Below are 20,005 nucleotides of genomic sequence, written 5' to 3' on the forward strand. Positions count from 1 at the left end.
TCCTCCGTTTCCTCACGCCCACGGGCCTACATCGCCACGGGGGCGGCAACCGACAGGGACGGCGCGTTGAGCAGCCGGTTGAGCTCCTCAACCGAGTGGGCGCGCTGCTCGGCGACCGCCTTGGTGATCTTTCCGGTGCGTACGAGGCCGGCGAGGGAGGCGTCCATCGTCTGCATCCCGTGCTGGGAGCCGGTCTGGATCACCGAGTAGAGCTGGTGGGTCTTGGCCTCCCGCACGAGGTTGCGCACCGCCGGAGTCGGGACCATCACCTCTGCGGCGACCGCCCGGCCGGAGCCGTCCGCGGTCGGGACGAGGGTCTGGGTGACGATCCCCTGAAGGGCGATCGACAGCTGCGCGCGGATCTGGCCCTGCTGCTCGGCCGGAAAGGAGTCGACGATCCGGTCGATCGTCTGGGGGGCGTCCTGGGTGTGGAGGGTGGCGAAGACGAGGTGGCCGGTCTCCGCCGCGGTGATCGCCGTTCCGATCGTCTCGACGTCGCGCATCTCCCCGACGAGGATCACGTCCGGGTCCTGGCGCAATGCCGCCTTCAGCGCGAGGGCGAAGGTCGCCGCGTCAGCCCCGAGCTCGCGCTGGTTGACGATGCAGCGCTTGTGCTGGTGGAGGAACTCGATCGGGTCCTCGATCGTCATGATGTGCTCTTCCCGCGTCTGGTTGATCACGTCAATGATCGACGCGAGCGTCGTGGACTTCCCCGACCCGGTCGGACCGGTGACGAGCACAAGCCCGCGCGGCTTGTTGGCGAACTCGCGCAGCACCGGCGGCAGGCCGAGGCTGTCGAGCGGGGCGATCTCAAACGGGATCAGGCGGAACGCGGCACCCAGGGCGCCGCGCTGGAAGTAGGCGTTGACCCGGAAGCGGGCGCTGCCGGGCACCGCGTAGGCGAAGTCGAGCTGCCAGTTGGTCTCCAGCCGCTGGCGCTGGGCACTCGTGAGGATCGAGTAGATGATCTCCCGTGTGTCGGACGGCGCGAGGATCGGATACCCCTCAAGCGGGGTGAGCCGTCCGCGCATGCGCAGCATCGGCGGGGCGCCGGCAGTGAGGTGAAGGTCTGACGCCCGCCGGTCGACCACCTGGAGGAGGACATCGGCGAAGTCGATCGACATGCACAGCTCGCTTTCAGACAGCAGAAAACAGGGGCGTTGCCTTTATCGGCAGAGCCCGACGAGATCTGAAGGGTCAGATCGACCCGGTGACCCGGGTGACCTCAGCGAGCGAGGTGATCCCCGCCTTGACCTTCTCGAGGCCATCCTCACGCATCCGGCGCATCCCCTGGGAGACGGCGATCGCGGCGATCTGGTCGGCGGAGGCACGGGCGAGGGTGAGCTCGCGCAGCTCCTCGGTCATCATCATCACCTCATAGATCCCGGTGCGGCCGCGGTACCCCATCCCGCCGCAACGGACGCAGCCAACCGGCTGGTGGGCCTCGATGTCAAAGCGCACCGAGAAACCGTTGTCGGCGAGCACAGCGGCGGGCACGACCACCGGCTCCTTGCAGTGCGCACACAGGGTACGGGTGAGGCGCTGGCCGACGACGCACTCGATCGCCGAGGCGATCAGGAACGGCTCGATCCCCATCTCGACGAGCCGGGAGATCGCCGACGGCGCGTCATTGGTGTGCAGCGTCGACAGGACGAGGTGACCGGTGAGGGCGCCCTCAACGGCGATCTGGGCGGTCTGACGGTCGCGGATCTCCCCGACCATCAGGATGTCGGGGTCAGCCCGCATCATCGACCGCAGCCCCGAGTCGAAGGTGAGGCCGGCGCGGACGTTCACCTGCATCTGGGTGATCCCGGGGAGCTGGTACTCGACGGGATCCTCGATCGTGATGATGTTCTTCTCCGCCGTGTTGAGCTCCCGCAGCGCGCCGTACAGGGTCGTCGACTTGCCCGATCCGGTCGGTCCGGTGACGAGGATCGCCCCGTGGGCTTTCTGAAAGGCCCGCCGAAAGTGCGTCAGCTCGTGGTGCTGGAGGCCGAGCTGGTCGAGATCGAGCCGGATCGCGCGCTGGTCGAGGATCCGGATCACGGCCGACTCCCCGTGCACGCTCGGGATCGTCACGACCCGGAGATCGATGTGGCGACCGTCGACGCTCAACCCGACCCGGCCGTCCTGGGGCAGGCGCCGCTCGGCGATGTCGAGGTCGGCCATGATCTTGACGCGGCTGATCACCCCGGCGGCCATCCGCCGGGGTACCGTCGCGGTCTCGACCATCACGCCGTCGACACGGAGACGCACGCGCATCTCCCCCGGGGTTCCGGTCCGGGTCGGCTGAGGCTCGAAGTGCACGTCGGAGGCGCCCCGCTCGGCCGCGTCGGCGAGGATCGAGTGCACGAGCTTGATGATCGGCGCGTCATCGGCGCTTTCGCGCAGGCCGGTGATCTCCAGGGAGGCGGTCTCCTCATCCTCCTCGACCGCCTCGGCGACGTCGAACTCATAGCGGTTGAGGCGGCTGACGAGCGCCTCGATGTCCTCGCTGGACGCGACGGCCCGATGGATCCGCAGGCCGGTGGTGAGCCGGATGTCGTCGATGGCGAGCAGGTTCGCCGGGTCGGAGATCGCCACGAGCAGGGTGCCCTCGTCAACGAAGGCGACCGGCACCGCCCCCCAGCGCCGGGCGGCGACGGCCGGCACGAGGTTGGCGGCCGCCATGTCAACCGCGAAGGTCGCCAGGTCGATGTGGTCGAGCCGGTGGGCGTCCGCGACAGCCCGCGCGATCTGCTCGGCGGTGAGGGTCCGGTCCTCGAGCAGAAGCCGCTCGACGGTGACGCCCTGCTCCCGAGCGGCGGCGCGCGCGCGCTCGGCGAACTCGGGGGTGATCAGGCCGAGCGTGATCAGTGCCTCGATCACCGAGCGCCTCGGGCCGCCGCTGCGCGCCCGGGTGAGTCCGGGGACCGGCAGCGGGGTGACCGCCGCCGACCCGGTGGTCGGCGGCGGGTCCGGGCCCGTTCCGGGCGCCGACGCTGTCCCGGGGTCGCTGTGTGACCGGCCGAGCGCGCTCATGATCGGGCCGCGGCTTCCATCACGCCGACGGGAGCCGGCCGCCCGGTGAACTGCTCGAAGCTGAGCGCACCCTGGCGGACGAGCAGTTCAAGGCCGTCGATCACGGAGGCGCCCTGACGGGCGGCGCGGTCAAGCAGGTAACGGTCAGCGCTGCTGTACATGAAGTCGACCACAATCCGATATCTGCCGAGCCCATCGGCTGTCGGAGCCAAACACTTGAAGTTTGGCAGCAGATCGGACCCACCGAGGCCGGCGGCGGTCGTCTGGATGAGTAGTTCGGCCGGTTCGGGCTCGGGGACGGGATGGCCGCCGAGCTCGGCACAGAGCGCCTCCGCGCGCTCGGGGGTGCGGTTCCAGACCAGCGGGATCGCCCCAGACTCCGCGAGCGCCCACAGGGCCGCGCGGGCGGTCCCGCCCGCCCCGAGGATCTGAACGGTCCGGCCCCGCGGGTCCCAGCCACGAGCCCGGAGCGCCGCGATCAGCCCCGGGCCGTCGGTGTTATCGGCGCTGATGCGGCCGTCGGGGCCGAACTGGAGTGTGTTGGCCGCCCCGATCGCCGCCGCGCGCGAGGTGGCGACGTCAGCGAGCGCGAGTGCGGCCGGCTTGTGCGGAATCGTCACGTTCGCGCCGGCAAACCCGACGGCGGCAAGGGCGCCCACGACGTCACGGAAGCGGGCCGGCGGGACCGGCAGCAGCTGGTAGCGCCAATCGGTCAGCCCGACGGCGGCGAGCGCCGCGTTCTGCATCGCCGGGGAGCGGCTGTGCCGGACCGGCCAGCCGAGCACGCCGAGGCGCGCCGGGGCCCGGCCCGGCTCAGCCATGGCCGCAGAACTCGGTGCGGCGCGCCCCACGGGCGGCGAGCGCCGCGTCGTACTGGCGGGACCAGAGCAGGAACTGCGGGTAGCTGGAGGTGAAGTTGAGCGCGCCGTTGCCGCACACCCGGACGATGAAGTAGAGGTCGTGGGTGTGGGCGGGGTGGGCGGCCGCCTCGATCGCGGCCAGGTCCGGGCTGTCGATCGGCGTCGGCGGCAGCCCGGGGTGGTTGAGCGTGTTCCACGGGGACCGGGAGGCGAGCTGGGCGGCGGTGAGGTTGCCGCTGTAGTTGTTGGCCGCGTACGCGGCGGTCGTGTCGAGGCCGAGGTCCATCCCGAGCGCAAGCCGGTTGTAGATGACCGAGGCGACCTTGGCAAGGTCCCCGGGCAGCGCCGCCTCGGCATCCTCGAGGGAGGCGATCTTCAGCACGTCGTAGGCGGTGAGGTTGTGGGCGGCCGCGTACGCGAGGTTGACCTTGGCCATCTCGACCTTGAAGCGGGTCAGCTGGTCGGCGACGAGGGCGGAGATGGACAGCGGCTTGGGTAGCTGGTACGTGTCCGGGTAGAGGAAGCCCTCCAGCGACGGGGGGTGGGCGGGCGCCCCGTAGCGGCGCGGATTCAGCAGCGGTGAGTGGACGGTGGCGGCCAGGTAGCTGCCGGGCACCGCCTCGGCGTGGAGCAGGCGGTCGAGCTGGTAGCGGGACTTTCCGGGGATGATCGTCACCTCAACGCTCGGCGGGAGCGCCGGCCCCTTCAGCAGCGCCGTCAGCGCCGCCGAGTAGGACATTCCGTGGGCGAGCCGATAGGTGCCCGCACGGAAATGGTCGCCGGCGAGCTCAGCACGGATCTTGAAGAAGAATCCGGAGGCGACGACGCCGTCTCGGGCGAGCAGGTCGCCAACCGCAGCGGTGCTCGAGGCCTCCGGAACGTTCACCCGCACCTGCCCTGAGCCGCTGCCGCCCAACGGCTGGAGCAGCGCGTTGAGGAACCACCCGACGATGACGACGAGAACGACACACAGGCCGAGGAAGAGGAGCCGGACCCGCCGCACACCACGGGGGCGTCGCGCCCGCGGAGGTGACGGTAACCGTGAGCTCAGCGGGGTCCGCGGCGTCGCCGGGCGCCGGCCGGCCGGTCGGGCCGGGCGCTCGGTGGAGGCCGGTGGCGCCTCCATCCGTAGCACCGGTGGGGTGCTGGCACGCTCGCTGCGTCGCGCCTCGCGGGCGCGACGGGCTGCCTCTCGCTCCATCTCGCTGCGCTCGTGGGAATCGCTCATGTCACCGGGCGGCCGCGCGCCTGCTCACCCCCGGAGGGCTCGGCCGGCCCTTAGCTTAGGCCCTCCGCGGTCGGCGGGGTCGACTCAGAGCTGGGCGCGGACGGCGCCGGACGGATTGTGTGCGCTTGTGATGTTGACGAAGTAGTGGCCCGGGGCCGCCTTCAGTCCGTTCCAGACGGCCGCCGGGGCGTGGACGCACCCCTGGTGGTGGAGCCGCGGGCCCGGGGACAGCACGAGCACCATCTTGCCCGGCTTGCCGGTCGGCCCGAGGCCGAGGGTCGCTCCCGTCGCGGTCTGGAAGCCGTGCAGGTGGGCGAACCGGTAACAGATCATCGAGCCGAGGTGGAGGGCGACGATCGCGTCTCCGACCCCGCCTTGGGCCCCGCCGGTCGGCTCGGTGGTGCCGCTGAGGACCGACTTGTCGATGACGACCGGGGCGCCGTTGACTGTCGGCACTCCCGTCGGGGCCGCGGCGCCGGCCGTTGAGCCGGAGGACTGGCCGCAGCCGGCAAGCACAATGGCGGCGGCGCCGAGCGCCAGCCAGGGAACGAAGGTTCGTGAGGACATCACACCATCTCAGCGGCGTTGCGTAACGGTAAGCTTCAGCCCCGCTGAGACTTCCCTTGCTCAGTGAGACTTTCCTTCACTCAGGGTTGGGCGGCCAGCCAGGAGCTGAGCAGGTGCGCAGCGGCCCGGGAGTCCTCGGCCGCCCGCGCCCCGGGGCCGTCGCGGGCCGCGAGCCGAGTGGTGAACCGCTCGTCGTAGAGCTCGACCGGAGGGCCGGAGCGCCGGTGCTCAAGCGCCTTGGACAGACGGGCGGCAAAGGCCCGCACCTCACGGGTCTGGTCGGAGTCACCACCGCGCAGCGACAGCGGCAGACCGATGACGACCCGATCCACTTCCAGTTCGTCGATGAGGCGCAGCAGGGCGCGGAAGCCGGGGGTGGCGGCGGGGGCGAGCACCGGATCGAGAGGACGGGCGAGTACTCCGGTGGGGTCTGAGACGGCGACCCCGCAGCGGGCGCTGCCGTAGTCGAGCGCAAGGGTCCGCCCCATCCGCTCAGGTGAGCTGCGCGGTGATCTGGTCCCGGGCGACCCGCAGGGCCTCATCGAGCTTGGCGACATCCCGGCCGCCGGCGCGGGCGGCGTGAGCGCGTCCCCCGCCGCCCCCGCCGACGATGGCGGCGGCGGACTTGACGAGGTCGGCGGCGCTGATCCCCCGGTCGATCAGGGCCGGCGCGACGGCGGCGACGAGGTCGACCTTGCCCTCCCCCGGCTCGGCGAGGACGACGACGGCCGCCCCGAGCTTGGCCTTCAGTGCCTCCGCGAGCGAGGGGAGCGCGGCCCCGACACCGGTGACGGCGCGCACGAGGATGGCGTACTCACCGATCCGTTCAGCGCCGTCGAGCAGGCCCTCGAGGTCCGCTTGATGGCCCGCGGCGCCGACGGCGGTCTTCTCGGCCGCCTTCTCAAGGGTCTTGACCTTCTGGCGGAGGGTGACGGCCTCCTCAGCGAGCCGGTCTGGCTGGACCCGCAGTTCCCGAGCGGCGGCGACGGCGACGCGATCGTGGGCACGCAGCAGGGCGACCGCCGCGGGGCCGGTGAGTGCCTCGATCCGGCGAACGTTCGCGGCCGACGAGGTCTCAGAGACGATCCGGAGGACGCCGATCTCGGCGCTGTTGCGGACGTGGGTGCCGCCGCACAGCTCACGCGAGAAGCTGCCGTCCCCGACTTCGACCATCCGCACGATCTCCCCGTACTTTTCCCCGAACAGGGCCATCGCTCCGAGCGCGCGGGCTTCCGTCAGGGTCGTGCTGAGCGCGCGCACGGGGAAGGCGCCGAGGATCCACTCGTTGACCTGATCCTCGACGTCGGCGAGTTCGGCGGCGCTCAGCGCGGCCGGATGGTTGAAGTCAAAGCGCAGCTTGTCAGGACCGACGTAGGAGCCGGCCTGGTGGACGTGCTCGCCCAGCCGGGCTCGGAGCGCGGCGTGCAACAGGTGCGTCGCGGTGTGGTTGGCCTCGGTCGCGTGCCGGGCACGCGGGTCGACGATCGCGCGGACCCGGGTCCCGGCGTCTGGCGCCGCGCCCTCGGCGACGCGGACGGCGATCACCTGATCGTCACCGAGGCGCAGCACGTCGGCGACCTCGGCCCGGCAGTCCCCCTCGGCACAGACGATCGTCCCCGTGTCGGCGATCTGTCCGCCCCCGGTCGCGTAGAAGGGCGACTCGGTGAGCTTCAGCAGCACCGCACCCTCGGACGTCTCGGTCACGGCGCCGACCGTCGTCTCGACGGCGGTCTGGGCGTACCCGCAGAAGTCACTGACAAAACCCGTTCCCCGAGCGAAGGTCTCAGCCTGCTGGCGCGCCGCCCCGACTCCGGCGAACTTGGCGGTCTCCCGCGCCTTGCGTCGCTGCTGGGACATCAGTCCCTCAAAACCCTCCTCATCGACGCCGAGACCAGCCTCGGCGGCGATCTCGAGCGTCAGATCGATCGGGAAGCCGTGGGTGTCGTGCAGCAGGAAGGCGTCCTCGGCGGCGATCCCCTCCGCGCCGATCTCCCGGGCGCGGCCGATCAGCTCATCGAGCAGTCGCGATCCCTGCTCGAGGGTGCGCCCGAAGTTCTCCTCCTCCGACGCGAGCCACTTGGCGACCGTGTCACGATGCTCGGCAAGCTGGCGGTAGTGGGAGCCCATCAGCTCGGTCACCCGGTCCTGGTAGGCGGTGAGGAAGCCCGGCCCGAGACCGAGGGTCTGGCGACCCTGGAGAATCGCACGGCGCATGATGCGGCGCAGGACGTACCCGCGCTCCTCGTTGGAGGGGACGACACCCTCGGCGATCAGGAACGTCATTGCCCGCGAGTGGTCGGCGAGCAGGCGCAGCGCGCGGTCGACCGCGGGATCGCCGCTCTCATAGCGGCGGCCCGACAGCTCCTCACCCAGGTCGATGAGCGGCCGGAACTGGTCGGTCTCAAACACCGTCTCCTTGCCCTGGAGGATCGCCGCCATCCGGTTCAGGCCCATGCCGGTGTCGATGTTCTGGGCCGGGAGCGGGGTGACCGCGTTCGGCGGGTCCTGGTTGAACTGCATGAAGACGAGGTTCCAGAACTCGAGGAAGCGGGCGTTCTCACCGCCGGGGAGATCATCGGCGCTGCCGAAGGCGACGCCCCGGTCGAGGTAGAGCTCCGAGTCTGGGCCGCAGGGCCCCGTCGTACCCGACTCCCAGAAGTTCTCCTCGCGCGGCAACTCGATGATCCGCTCGCGCGGCATCCCGACCTCAAGCCAGTACCCGATCGCCTCCTCATCCGGACCGAGTCCGAGGCGCTCGTCCCCCCCGAACACGGTCACCCAGATGTCGTCGCCGTTGAGGCCGAACCCCTCCCGGCTGAGGTCCCAGGCAAAGCGGATCGCCTCGCGCTTGAAGTAGTCACCGAAGCTGAAGTTGCCGAGCATCTCGAACAGGGTGAGGTGGCGGGCGGTGACGCCGACGTTCTCGATGTCCCCGGTCCGGAACGACGGCTGACAGGTCGTCAGCCTCGGGGCCGGCGGCGCCTCGGTTCCGGCGAAGTACGCCTTCAGCGGATGCATCCCCGCGACGATGAACAGCGCTGAAGTGTCGCTGGCGGGCGGGATCAGGGAGGCGCCGTCCTGGGCGCGGTGGTCGTGCTGGACGAAGAAGTCCAGGAAGGTGGTGCGGATCTCATCCGAGCTCATCGCCATGGTCGTCGCGAGTGTAGGCGGGGGCGGGCCGCCGGCTCCGGCTCGGAGCTCCCGGAAGATCTCCGATGTCCATCCCCCCAACCTCGGCCGTACGGGAGCGTTTGGTGCGGTGAGGCCGTCCGGGGCCGGGAGCGTTCCGGACCGCGGGACCAACAGCGCCACACGAACAGGGGAGCACCATGGAACGCACCGATCCGTTTGCCCGTCACGCCGTCCGTCCGTCGGTGAGTGTGGTGGTGCCGGCGTTGAATGAGGAGGAGTCGGTGGGGTGGGTGATGGAGAATGTGCCTGGGTGGGTGGATGAGGTGGTGTTGGTGGATGGGTTGTCGGTGGATGGGACGGAGTTGGTGGTTGCGGATGTGCGTCCGGATGTGGTGGTGGTGCATCAGCGGGCGCGGGGTAAGGGGGCGGCGTTGCGGGCGGGGTTTGCGGCGGCCTCAGGTGATGTGGTGGTGATGTTGGATGCGGATGGGTCGACGGATCCGCGTGAGGTGGGGGTGTTCGTCGATGCGTTGGTGGGGGGGGCTCAGTTTGTGAAGGGGTCGCGGTATTTGCCGGGGGGTGGGTCGTCTGATTTCACGTGGTTGCGGGATGTCGGGAATCGGGGGTTTGTGTGGTTGGCGAATCGGCTGTTCGGGGTGGCGTTCACGGATTTGTGTTATGGGTTTTGTGCGTTTTGGCGGCGGGATGTGGGGCGGTTGGGGTTGGTTGCGGATGGGTTTGAGATTGAGATGGAGTTGGTCTGTTCGGCGGTGCGGGCGGGGTTGTCGGTGGTGGAGGTGCCGTCCTGGGAGTTGTGTCGTCGTTCGGGGGTGTCGAATCTGCATGCGTGGCGGGATGGGTGGCGTGTGCTGGGCACCCTGCTGCACCAGCGTTTCCGCCTCGGCCGCCGGCGGCCCGGCCGGGTCGGTGAGAGCACCGGGACGGAGATCCGCCTCGTGCCGACGCTCGTGCCCGCCCACGGCTCCGGGCAGTGGCTGCCGGCCGGCTCGGACACCCGCGGTTGGGAGGAGCACCGTGAGGCCGAGGCGCTGATGACCGTGCTCGTCGCGACGGCTGCGGAGAGCACCGCACCGGTTCCGGTGCGCCCCGCCCGGGCGGCCGTGGCCGAGCTCGCCGTCTCCGAACTGGCCGCCTGAGCGGCAGGCGGCCCGACCGCGCTCGGTCAGTCCGCCGCCGCGACGAGCTCGAGCACCGCGGCGGCGTGGCGCTCCAGGAACGCGGGCCCGATCCCGGAGAGGGCGCCCAGTTCAGTCGCCGAGGCCGGACGGGCGGCGGCGATCGCCTCGAGCACCGCGTTGTGGGCGACCGTGTAGGCGGGCTTTCCCTCCGCCGCCTCCATCCGCCAGCCCCGCAGGCGGGCGAGCAGCTCCCGGTCGGCGTCTGACAGGACGGCCTCCGGGCTGCCGGAGCGACCTCCCCCGACACCTCGGCCAGAACCCGAACCCGCCCGTCGGGCCTTCCGGGCCGGCAGGCTCGCCGGGTCGGGCAGCCCGATCGTGTCGGGGTCACAGACGTCACAGCAGCGACCATCCGGGGTCGCGATCGACGCGTCCGAGAAGTGGTCGAGCAGGATCCTCCGCCGACAGCGCCCCTCGGCGGAGGCGTACTCCTTCACCGCCGCATAGGCGCGCCAGTTGCGCTCGGTCGCCGTCTGGCAGATCTCGACGATCGCGCGGCGCCGCTGGGGCGTGCGCTCACGCAGGGTGAGCGAGAGCCGTCCGCCGCCGGTGAAGTCCATCGCGAGCGCTCCGGCACGCTCGGCGATTCCGAGACAGACCCGGTCACGATCGGCCCGCGGCGCGTCGATCACGAACGGGCCGCCGCCCGCCGCGACCGCGTCCCGGGCGAGGCGGTCCAGGAAGCCCTCGACGGCCTCCGGGCCGAGGCCGTCCCGGCGGATGAACGTGATCAGCCGCCCGAGGTCGGCGCGGCCGGCCAGCAGCACCGCCCGGGCCGGGCGGCCGTCGCGCCCCCCGCGGCCGGCCTCCTGGTAGTAGGCCTCCACGCTCGTCGGGATCGTCACGTGCCAGACGCTGCGCACATCCGCCTTGTCGACCCCCATTCCGAACGCGTTCGTGGCGACGACGACCTCGGCGTCGGAGCTCATGAACCGGTGTTGGGCGGCCGCTCGCTGCTCCGCGGGCATGCCGGCGTGGTAGCCGACGACGGTGAGTCCTTCGGCGCTGAGGCGGTCGACGACCTCCTCCACCTCCCGGCGGGTGCCCGCATAGACGATCGCCGGACGTTGCGCCGGGTCGGCGAGACCGTGGGCGAGCAGCGCCATCCGCCGCTCCCGCGAGCCTTCCCCGTCCACGCCGATCACGTCGAAGGAGAGGTTCGGCCGGTCAAACCCCGACCGGATCATCACCGGGTCCCGAAGACCGAGCCGGCGCACGATCTCCTCCGACACCTGCTCGGTCGCCGTCGCCGTCGCCGCCATCACGGCGGGGCGCCCGAGCCGGGCGATGACCCGTTCGAGCCGCAGATAGTCGGGCCGGAAGTCGTGGCCCCATTCGCTGAGGCAGTGGGCCTCATCCACGACGAACAGGTCGACGCCGCGGTGCTCGAGCGCGGCGGTGAAGGACGGCGAGGCGAACCGCTCAGGGGAGCAGAACACGATCCGGGCGGAACCGTCGGCGATCTGCGCGCGGGCGGAGGCGAGCGCCGCCTCCCCCATCCCGGACGCGAACATCACCGCCGGATGCCCGTCGCGGACGAGCCGGCGGTACTGGTCGGCGATCAGCGCGATCAGCGGCGAGACGACGACGGTCAACCGCGGTGAGGCGACGCCTGGCAGCTGATAGCAGAGGCTCTTGCCGCCGCCGGTCGGCATCACCACGAGTGCGTCCCGGCCCGCGAGGGCCGCCGCGACGGCGTCACGCTGGCCGGGACGGAAGGCGTCGAGACCGAAGTGGGCGAGCAGCGCCTCCGGCGTGGCGGGCCCCTCGAAGCGGCGGACCGGAACGCGTGGCGCTTGGAGCCCATCGAGGCCCTGCAGGGCCCGCCGGGCCTCCGTGTCGCTGCGACGGGAGTCGGCGAGCGCGGCGAGCGCGGCGACGACGTCTGCGATCTCCGGACGCACGCCGGCGTCGAGATCCCGCCAGCAGGCGCGCAGTTCGGCGAGGTCGGTGTCGACCCGCGCCGGCGTGAGCTCGTCGGCGCGACCGAGCAGCACGGTGGCGCGGGAACGGAACTCCTCAACGGTGATCAGCGACGGCACGGGGTCACCATGACAGCGCACCGGCCGGACGGTCCGGGCGCGCCGGGACGACGGGCAGGCGACGCTTCCGCGGTGACGGCGAGCACCGGGGGTGCGATCGGGCGCCCGCAGCCGACGACGGGGGACTTTTGCGTTCTGGGGACACAAAAGTCCCCCCTCGTTTCGCGGGCGCCCGGTCACGACCGCCGGGTCTGGGCGCCCGGTCACGACCGCCGGGTCTGGGCGCCCGGTCACGACCGTCGGGTCTGGGCGCCCGGTCAGCCGGCTCGGGTGCCGCGAGCGGCGGCCGGCGCGGCGGGCGCCCGGGGCGGCGGGGCGATTGCGCCCCACCCGATGATCACCTCGCCATCGAGCAGGGCGGCGAGCTGGCCCGGAGCGACCCCGGCGACCGGCTCGTCGAGCTCGAGGGTGAGTGAGGCGTGGCGGCCCGGCCCAGCCGCCTCGAGGCGAGCGGGAATCGGGGTGGAGCGGTAGCGCAGCTTGACCTGGTTGACCCGGTCGCTGGGGGCGTGCAGGCGGGTGTCGCGGAGGCGCACCCCCGAGACCATCAGGTCCCGGCGGGCCCCGACGGTGAGCCGGTTGCTCGCCGCGTCGCGGGCGAGCACGTACAACGGCTCGCCGTCGACCCCGCGCACGTCCCCGAACCCGCGGCGCTGGCCGACGGTGAACAGCTCCTGGCCGGCGTGGGAGCCGAGGACCCGGCCGTCGACGGCGACGATCTCCCCGGGGCGGGGGCGGCGCCCGCCATGGCGGGCGAGGAAGCTCGCGCGATCGGTACCCGCGAGGAAGCACAGGTCCTGGGAGTCGGGCTTCTGGGCGACCGACAGGCCGCGGGCGGCGGCGATCGCCCGCACCTCGGGCTTGGTCAGCTCCCCGAGGGGAAAGTGCAGCCGCGCCAGGGTGGCGGGGCTGACCCCGGCGAGCATGTAGGTCTGGTCCTTGGCCGGGTCGGCGGCGCGGCGCAGCAGCCCGTCCTCGCTGAGCCGCGCGTAGTGGCCGGTCGCGAGCCGGTGAGCGCCGATCCGGTCGGCGAGGTCGACCATCGCATCGATGCGAACCTCCCCGTTGCAGCGCACGCACGGGTTCGGTGTCTCGCCCGCCTGGTAGGCGGCGATGAACGGGGTGACGACCCCGGCCCGGAAGGCGTCGCGCAGGTCGACGGTGACGTGCGGCAGTCCGAGGTCGTGGGCGAGGCGACGGGCCACGGCGACCGCGCTCGCTGAACAGCAGGAGCGCTCGGCGTCATGGTCGCGATCGGCCCACAGCTCGAGGGTGACCGCCACCGTCTCCCCCACGTCCTGACAGAGGGTGGCGGCGACCGCCGAGTCGACCCCGCCGGACATCGCGACGAGGGTGCGCGCTCCCTCCGCGGGGGCGGGAAGGGCGCCGGCCCGGGTGACACAGGCCCCGAGGGCTCGTGCGAGCGCGTCCGCGGCGACCTCGGCGGCATGGAACTTGCCCGCCGACAGGCCGCCGAGCTCAGCGGCGATCTCCCGCGCCCCGATTCGGGCGGCGGCGAGCAGCCCGACGCCACGCACGAGACTGACCGCGACACTCGCGGCAGCCGTCAGGGTGCCGCACCCGTCGGCCAGGAACCCCGCGTCGGTGACCCGCTCACCGTCGGTGGCCAGCGACATCCGGACCCGGTCGCCGCAGCTGCCCCCCTCGGCGGTCACCGTGTGAGCGCCGACAGGGGTGTGGCCCTGCCCCTGGGGGGATGTGAGGTGATGCTCGAGGGCCTCGGTGTCCATCCTCAGCGAGGATAGGACCGGCCCTGGGGCGGGGTGGGGCCACTCGGGCCCCACCCCGCCGTGTCGGGTCAGCGGATGATCCGGAAGCGCGACACGAGGATCGCACCGCTCGTGCCCGCCGAGGCGGTCAGCACGTATTGGCCCTTGGGCAGCATCCGGCCGCGCACCCGCCCGGTGAACCGGAACCGGTTGAGGCCGGCCTGGTCGCGGTGGCTGAAGGTGCCGACGACGATGTAGGCGACGCAGCGCTTGCCGCGGTGACGGCCGCGACCGTGGTCACGCACGCACCGGCCGCGCGACATCGTTCCGGCGACGCCGCGGAAGACGACGAAGATGCTCGTCGTCGCCTGCGAGTCACGATAGGAGACGACCGTGCCGATCCGCCGGTCGCGGCCGACGGGCACGATCGAGGGGCCACCCCGGCCCGGCAGGGCGCGGAATCCGCCCTGGGCGAGGTGAAGGGCACTGTCGGTCGGGGCTGCGTGGCCGGCTCCGCCGCCGCCCGTGCCGCCCGTGCCGCCCGTGCCGCCCGTGCCGCCCGTGCCGCCCGTACCGCCCGTACCGCCCGTACCGCCCGTACCGCCCGTACCGCCGTTCCCGCTCACGCCGGTTCCGGCGAGGTAGGGCTGCTCTGCGGCCCAGGTGAACACGACGTTGCTCGACGCCGTCTGGGTGTTGTTCGTGAACGCCGCCGCGTAGGAGGGCTGGCCGTTGTTGTCGGTTCCGACGACCGCGTCCATCTCCGTCGGGTTGAGGTTGCCCGCCGGGTTGTCGAGGATCGCGTTGCGGTGCCCCCAGCAGCCGGCGGCATTCGGGCTCGTGCAGTCGAGGTTGCCGCTGTTGTAGCCGTCGTCATAGAGCCAGCCGTAGATGGCCCCGAGGACGGTCGCGTTGCCACCGGCCCAGATCGACTCCCAGTTCCAGGACGCGTTGAAGTTCGACAGGTCGGGGTCGTTGTCGCTCTTCATACCAGCGTAGACGTCGGCGTCGTAGGTGTTCACGAGCACCGGGATCGCTGTGAGGTTGCGGCTCACACGCTCCATGTTGACGGCCACGAACATCTGCTCGGGCTCGGTAAGGCTCGTCCAGTTGCTCGGCAGGCCGAGCGGCGGCAGACCCTCCTGGGCGGCACGGACACCGTTCATGTCGTTGAGACAGCGGATATCGGTGTTGCAGTCCCCGGAGAAGATGCCGTTTCCATAGTTTGTGCCGCTCGGGTCCTGGGGCGTGACGATCGGGGTCCCCGGCCCGGTCGGGTTCGGCGTCGTCGTCACCATCTCGGTGGACGACGTCATGTCGACCTGCGTGCTGTTCTGGAAGATCTCCGCGTCATAGCAGTAGGTCTGGCTCGGGGCGAGCTGGCTGAGGGCGATCGTTTCGACCACCGGAGAGGTGCCCGACCCGGCGTCCTGATAGCCGGTCGACTGGGTGAGCTGACTGCAACTCGGCCCGTAGTTGAGCTGGTAGTAGGTGTCAACCCCGTTCGGGTTGACGGTGACGTTGACGAGCGCACCGGTCGTCGTGATCGACGACGGGCCGCTGACGCTCACACTCGGCCCGGTCTGGGCGAGCGCAGGTGCGGCGCTGAAGGCGACCGTCGCCCCCGCGATCCCGATCGCCCGCCGGGCGATCCGTCTGAGGCGCGGACCCCGCGCGATCGGGCACGCACCGGCGTGCCGGGGCTTCTCAGCCAGGAAAAGGCTCACTCCATCCTCCAATTCATCTCTTGTGTGCCGCGACCCGGTTCCCTCCCGCGCGGGCCAGAGATCGTCAGGTAGGTTGTGTACCACGTTCGACGGCGGATGTCAGCCTGATCGTGTCCCGCCGGGCACGGGCGACGGGTCACGCCGGGCGCCGGCGACCGGGTCAGGGCGTCGTCGCCGCAGCCCGATCCTGGGCGAGCACCGACTGGCGGGCATGGGTGATCGCGTTGGCGTACCCGCCGAGACCGGCCGCATGGGACCCCGTGCCGTGCCCGGAGAGCTGGCCGGCCATCAGCAGAGCGACGGCGGCGAGGGCGAGCAGCAGACCGATCAGGGAGAGGCCGGAGAGGCGCACACCATGTCTATCGGCACCCGGTGTCGCGCGCCCAAGTCGTCTGGACGCCGGCTCAGCGTCCCGGCCGGGGCGCCAGCGCGAGACCGAGCTCGCGCAGCTGGTGCTCGTCGACGGCGGCGGGGGCGTCGGTCAGCGGGTCCGCGCCCGACACCGCCTTGGGAAAGGCGATCACGTCACGGATGTTGTCGGCGCCGACCAGCAGCATGATCAGCCGGTCGATCCCCATCGCGATCCCGCCGTGCGGCGGCGCGCCGAAGCGCAGCGCGTCGAGCAGGAACCCGAACCGCTCCTGGGCCGCCTCGGCGTCGAGCCCGATGATCTCGAACACGCGTCGCTGGACGGCGCCGTCGTGGATGCGAATCGAGCCGCCGCCGACCTCGTACCCGTCGATGATCAGGTCATAGGAGTTCGACAGCAGGGCCCCCGGGTCCGACAGGTCATCACCCGCCGGGGCGGTGAAGGGGTGATGCTCGGCCGTCCAGCCCCCCGCGCCGTCGGAGCTGAACATCGGGAAGTCCGTCACCCAGTGGATGTCGTGGCTGCCGGGCGAGACGAGCTCGAAGCGCCGGGCGAGCTCGAGCCGGAGCGCGCCGAGCACGCCGGTGGCGACGGGCCGCTCGTCCGCGACGAGAAACAGCACATCCCCCGGGGCTGCGTCGAGGGTCCGACAGATCCCGGCCGTCTCGGTCTCTGAGAGGAACTTCGCGACCGGGGAGCGCAGCGTGCCGTCCGCCTGGACGAACATCCACACGAGCCCCTTGGCGCCGTTCGCCTTGGCGAACTCGGTGAGTCCGTCCAGTTCCGAGCGGGCGAGCTCCCGCGCGCCGGCGTTGAGACCCAGCACCGCCGGGGCGGACGCGAACACCTGAAACCCCGATCCGGCGACAACGGTGCTGAGGTCACACAGCTCGAGGCCGAAGCGGCGATCGGGACGGTCCGAGCCGTAGCGGGACATCGCCTCCGCCCAGGTGATCCGCTCCCACGGCGGCGCGGGCAGGCCAAAGCCGGTGGCGGTGAAGACCGCGCTGAACACGGCCTCGAGAACCGCGATCACGTCGTCACGTTCGACGAAGGCCATCTCCAGGTCGAGCTGGGTGAACTCGGGCAGCCGGTCGGCCCGGCTGTCCTCGTCCCGGAAGCAGCGGACGATCTGGTAGTAGCGCTCGAGCCCGCCGACCATCAGCAACTGTTTGAACAGCTGCGGGGATTGAGGCAGAGCGAAGAACGAGCCGGGGCTGTTGCGGGCGGGCACGAGGAAGTCACGGGCGCCCTCAGGGGTCGAGCGCGTGAGGAAGGGGGTCTCGACCTCAAGGAAGTCCCGCTCCTCGAGCGTCGCGCGAATGACCGAGATCACCCGGGAGCGCAGCTCGAGGGCCTCCCGCATCGGAGTGCGGCGCAGGTCGAGGGAGCGGTGGCGCAGCCGCAGGTTCTCGTCCACGTGGCCGTCCTCATCCACCGGGAACGGCGGCGTGTCGGCGTCGGCGAGCAGCACGAGGTCGCTGACGGCAAGCTCGACCTCGCCGGTCACCAGGTTCGGATTGACGTTTCCGGCGTCACGAAGCACGACCTCTCCGGCGGCGGAGATGACGTCCTCAGAGCGGAGCCGGTGGGCCGACTGAAAGCCGGCGCCGTCGGGGTGGAAAACGAGCTGAACGATTCCCGAGCGGTCACGCAGGTCGATGAAGATGAGCCCGCCGTGATCGCGGCGGCGGTGCACCCAGCCGGCGACGCGGGCGCGGGAGCCCGCCCGAGCGGCGGTGAGCTGGGCCGCCCACGCGTCCCGGTAGGCGTTGGCGGTCAAGGGAAACCTCACAGCCGGTGTCCTCTCAAGATCGTGGGGATGACATCTTCAGCCCCAGCGAGGGTGCGCTGCTGCCCGGACTCCATCTCCTTGAGCGCGACCTCCTCACCGATCAGGGCAACGTAACGAGCGCCGAGACGGTCGGCGTGCTTGAGGGCCGCCTTCACCGACCGCCCGGAGAGCTCGAGCTGAGCCGACAGTCCGGCGTGGCGGGCCGCCCCGGTGAGGGAGAAGGCGACCGCCCGGGGCGAGGCCGCCGGGGCGGGGGGCGCTGGTGCCGGTGCACCCACAGGCACCGGCACCACGAACAGATCCGGGGCCGGAGCGGTGGGGGCCGGCGCCTCGGCGGCGAGGAGGATCCGTTCGACTCCGGCCGCCCAGCCCGCCCCGGGGGTCGGCTGGCCGCCGAGCGCCTCAATCAGGCCGTCGTAGCGGCCGCCGCCGCCGACGCCGGACTGGGCACCGAGGGCGTCGGAGGTGAACTCGAACAGCGTGCGGGTGTAGTAGTCGAGGCCGCGCACGAGCGTCGGGTCGATCTCATAGGTGAGGCCGGCACCGTCGAGGAGCCCGCAGACGGTGTGGAAGTGCTCGGCGTCCTCGGGACCGAGCCGGTCCAGCAGCCGCGGCGCGCCCGCCATCACCGCGGCGGCGGCGGCCGAGTCGAAGGCACGCATCGGGTTGAGGTCGATCCGGGCGCGGACCTCCGCGGGCAGCTCCGCCTCGTGGACGCGGAGGTACTCGCGCAGCTCGGCACGGTAGACGGCGCGCAGCTCGGGCGTGCCGAGCGAGCCGATCCGCAGGCGGGTGCCATGGACCCCGACGGCCTCGAGCAGCTCGGCGAGGAGGAGAATCAGCTCGGCGTCGGTCTCGGGGGAGTCGGCACCGATCACCTCCGCCCCGATCTGGGAGAACTGGCGCTGGCGGCCCCGCTGGGGCGTCTCGGCCCGGAAGAACGGCCCGAGGTAGAAGAACTTCTGCGGTCCGGCGAGCTTGTGCATGCCGTGTTCGATGTAGGCACGACAGACCGACGCGGTGCCCTCCGGGCGGAGGGTGAGGCTGCGCCCACCCGCGTCGGAGAAGGTGTACATCTCCTTCTGGACGATGTCGGAGGACTCCCCCACCCCGCGCGCGAACAGTTCGGTCGCCTCGAAGATCGGGGTGTCGATCCGCCGGTAGCCGGCGGACCCGAGCACGCGGCGCAGCTGCCCCTCGAGCGCCTCACGGCGGGCGCTCTCCTCCGGCAGGACGTCGTGTGTCCCCTTCGGCGCCTCGATCATCTCGCGGTCACCGGAGGGGGTTGCCTCGGATCGACCTCACCGGTGGGCGAGCTCGGTGAGAAAGGGATTGCTCGCCCGTTCGTGCCCGAGCGTGGTGATCGGCCCGTGGCCCGGGTAGACGGTCGCATCATCCGGATAGGCGCCGAGCAGACCGTCGATGGAGGCGAGCAGGGTCGGCCAGTCCCCGCCGGGAAGGTCGACGCGGCCGACGCTGCCCATGAACAGGACATCGCCCGAGAGCAGGGTGTTCTCCTCCCGAAGCGCGTAGGTGACGTGGCCGGGGCTGTGGCCGGGGGTGAAGTGGACGTCGACGGTGAGGCCCGCGAGCTCAAGGGACTCGCCACCGGCGACGGTTTCGTCCGCGACATAGGAATCGAACGGACCGAAGCCAGGGAAGCGGACGTAGTCGTTGATGTTGGCGAGGATCTCGGCTTCCCGCACGGGGCAGTAGACGGGGGCGCTGGTCGCCGCCTGGACCGGCGTGACCGCGCCGACGTGGTCGAAGTGCGTGTGGGTGAGCAGGATCGCGGCGACCGTGCTGATCCCCCGTTCCTCCAGGGCGGCGAGGATACGCTCGGCCTCATCCCCCGGGTCGAAGATCAGCGCCGTCTCGGCGCCAGGGCGCCGGACGATGTAGCAGTTCTCCTGCAGCGCCCCGACGGTGAGGGTGGTGACCTCGACGCTCATCTGCCGCGCTTGGTTCCCGCCGCGGGCGCGCCCTTGAGTCGGCGCTTCCACATGAACTTCTCCATGTAGAAGCTGCCCGGCACGTAGATGGCAAAGGCGAGGATCGCGACCACGAGGGCTGCGGGAACGGCGCTCCCGTGCTTGGGGTGGTTGGTCAGCAGCAGGAAGATGAAGATGAAGGCGGCCATGATCGCCGAGTTACGCAGCGCAACCTTCCACGACGGCGGGCGGCTGAGCCGCTGCTCACGCGCCTCCGCCTTGGCCTGGCGTTTGCGCACGTCGGCGGGCAACGGCCGGGTCGTGCGGCCACGCGCCTCGATCATCCCGGCGGCGTTGCCGCGATGCTTGGTCTGGCGCTTCTTCTTCGTCTGGGCCACGGCAC

At 71.5% G+C, this 20,005-nt stretch carries 16 protein-coding genes; 1 reads left to right on the forward strand and 15 read right to left on the reverse strand.

Annotated features, from left to right (window positions below):
- Positions 1-26: 26 nt before the first annotated feature.
- The 7 genes from M3M55_RS12550 to alaS all read right to left on the reverse strand — a co-directional run bounded on the left by M3M55_RS12550 (position 27) and on the right by alaS (position 8,826).
- Positions 27-1,124 carry a type IV pilus twitching motility protein PilT gene (locus M3M55_RS12550; protein ID WP_249009845.1) on the reverse strand — a complete coding sequence of 366 codons (1,098 nt, stop codon included), beginning with the start codon at positions 1,122-1,124 and terminating at the stop codon, positions 27-29.
- Between the two features lie 73 nt (positions 1,125-1,197).
- Positions 1,198-3,021 (reverse strand): GspE/PulE family protein, encoded by a 1,824-nt coding sequence (locus M3M55_RS12555; protein WP_249009846.1) that lies wholly within the window; start codon positions 3,019-3,021, stop codon positions 1,198-1,200.
- Positions 3,018-3,842 carry a shikimate dehydrogenase gene (locus M3M55_RS12560; RefSeq protein ID WP_249009847.1) on the reverse strand — a complete coding sequence of 275 codons (825 nt, stop codon included), beginning with the start codon at positions 3,840-3,842 and terminating at the stop codon, positions 3,018-3,020. The genes M3M55_RS12555 and M3M55_RS12560 overlap by 4 nt, the downstream gene beginning before the upstream one ends.
- Entirely contained in the window at positions 3,835-5,109 is a 1,275-nt protein-coding gene (gene mltG / locus M3M55_RS12565) for an endolytic transglycosylase MltG (protein WP_249009848.1), read from the reverse strand. Before mltG ends, M3M55_RS12560 begins: the two co-directional genes overlap by 8 nt.
- A gap of 84 nt (positions 5,110-5,193) precedes the next feature.
- Positions 5,194-5,676 (reverse strand): CHRD domain-containing protein, encoded by a 483-nt coding sequence (locus M3M55_RS12570; protein ID WP_249009849.1) that lies wholly within the window; start codon positions 5,674-5,676, stop codon positions 5,194-5,196.
- An 80-nt stretch (positions 5,677-5,756) separates the two neighbouring features.
- Positions 5,757-6,164 (reverse strand): Holliday junction resolvase RuvX, encoded by a 408-nt coding sequence (gene ruvX, locus M3M55_RS12575; RefSeq protein WP_249009850.1) that lies wholly within the window; start codon positions 6,162-6,164, stop codon positions 5,757-5,759.
- Between the two features lie 4 nt (positions 6,165-6,168).
- Positions 6,169-8,826, reverse strand: a complete 2,658-nt coding sequence (gene alaS / locus M3M55_RS12580) for an alanine--tRNA ligase (RefSeq protein WP_249009851.1) — start codon at positions 8,824-8,826, stop codon at positions 6,169-6,171.
- Between the two features lie 179 nt (positions 8,827-9,005).
- On the opposite strand from alaS, the gene M3M55_RS12585 reads away from it, so the two are divergent.
- A complete protein-coding gene (locus M3M55_RS12585) occupies positions 9,006-9,965 on the forward strand; it encodes a glycosyltransferase family 2 protein (protein ID WP_249009852.1) in 960 nt (319 codons plus the stop codon).
- A gap of 26 nt (positions 9,966-9,991) precedes the next feature.
- Here the strand turns inward: M3M55_RS12585 and M3M55_RS12590 are convergent, their stop codons facing one another.
- From M3M55_RS12590 to M3M55_RS12625, 8 genes are all read right to left on the reverse strand, one after another.
- Positions 9,992-12,049, reverse strand: a complete 2,058-nt coding sequence (locus tag M3M55_RS12590; RefSeq protein ID WP_249009853.1) for a RecQ family ATP-dependent DNA helicase — start codon at positions 12,047-12,049, stop codon at positions 9,992-9,994.
- A 257-nt stretch (positions 12,050-12,306) separates the two neighbouring features.
- Positions 12,307-13,800, reverse strand: a complete 1,494-nt coding sequence (gene mnmA / locus M3M55_RS12595; protein ID WP_249009854.1) for a tRNA 2-thiouridine(34) synthase MnmA — start codon at positions 13,798-13,800, stop codon at positions 12,307-12,309.
- A gap of 68 nt (positions 13,801-13,868) precedes the next feature.
- A complete protein-coding gene (locus M3M55_RS12600; RefSeq protein WP_249009855.1) occupies positions 13,869-15,506 on the reverse strand; it encodes a hypothetical protein in 1,638 nt (545 codons plus the stop codon).
- 160 nt (positions 15,507-15,666) lie between these two features.
- Positions 15,667-15,858 (reverse strand): hypothetical protein, encoded by a 192-nt coding sequence (locus M3M55_RS12605; protein ID WP_249009856.1) that lies wholly within the window; start codon positions 15,856-15,858, stop codon positions 15,667-15,669.
- A gap of 52 nt (positions 15,859-15,910) precedes the next feature.
- Positions 15,911-17,671 (reverse strand): aspartate--tRNA ligase, encoded by a 1,761-nt coding sequence (aspS, locus tag M3M55_RS12610; protein WP_249009857.1) that lies wholly within the window; start codon positions 17,669-17,671, stop codon positions 15,911-15,913.
- Complete coding sequence (hisS, locus tag M3M55_RS12615; protein ID WP_249009858.1) at positions 17,668-18,936, reverse strand: histidine--tRNA ligase; 1,269 nt, start codon at positions 18,934-18,936, stop codon at positions 17,668-17,670. The genes aspS and hisS overlap by 4 nt, the downstream gene beginning before the upstream one ends.
- A 36-nt stretch (positions 18,937-18,972) precedes the next feature.
- On the reverse strand, positions 18,973-19,623 hold the full coding sequence (locus tag M3M55_RS12620; RefSeq protein ID WP_249009859.1) for an MBL fold metallo-hydrolase: 651 nt from the start codon (positions 19,621-19,623) through the stop codon (positions 18,973-18,975).
- Positions 19,620-20,000, reverse strand: coding sequence for a hypothetical protein (locus M3M55_RS12625; RefSeq protein WP_249009860.1), 381 nt, complete (start codon positions 19,998-20,000; stop codon positions 19,620-19,622). The genes M3M55_RS12620 and M3M55_RS12625 overlap by 4 nt, the downstream gene beginning before the upstream one ends.
- Positions 20,001-20,005 lie beyond the last annotated feature (5 nt).

The sequence above is a fragment of the Conexibacter sp. DBS9H8 genome, from assembly GCF_023330685.1.
GTDB lineage: Bacteria > Actinomycetota > Thermoleophilia > Solirubrobacterales > Solirubrobacteraceae > Palsa-465.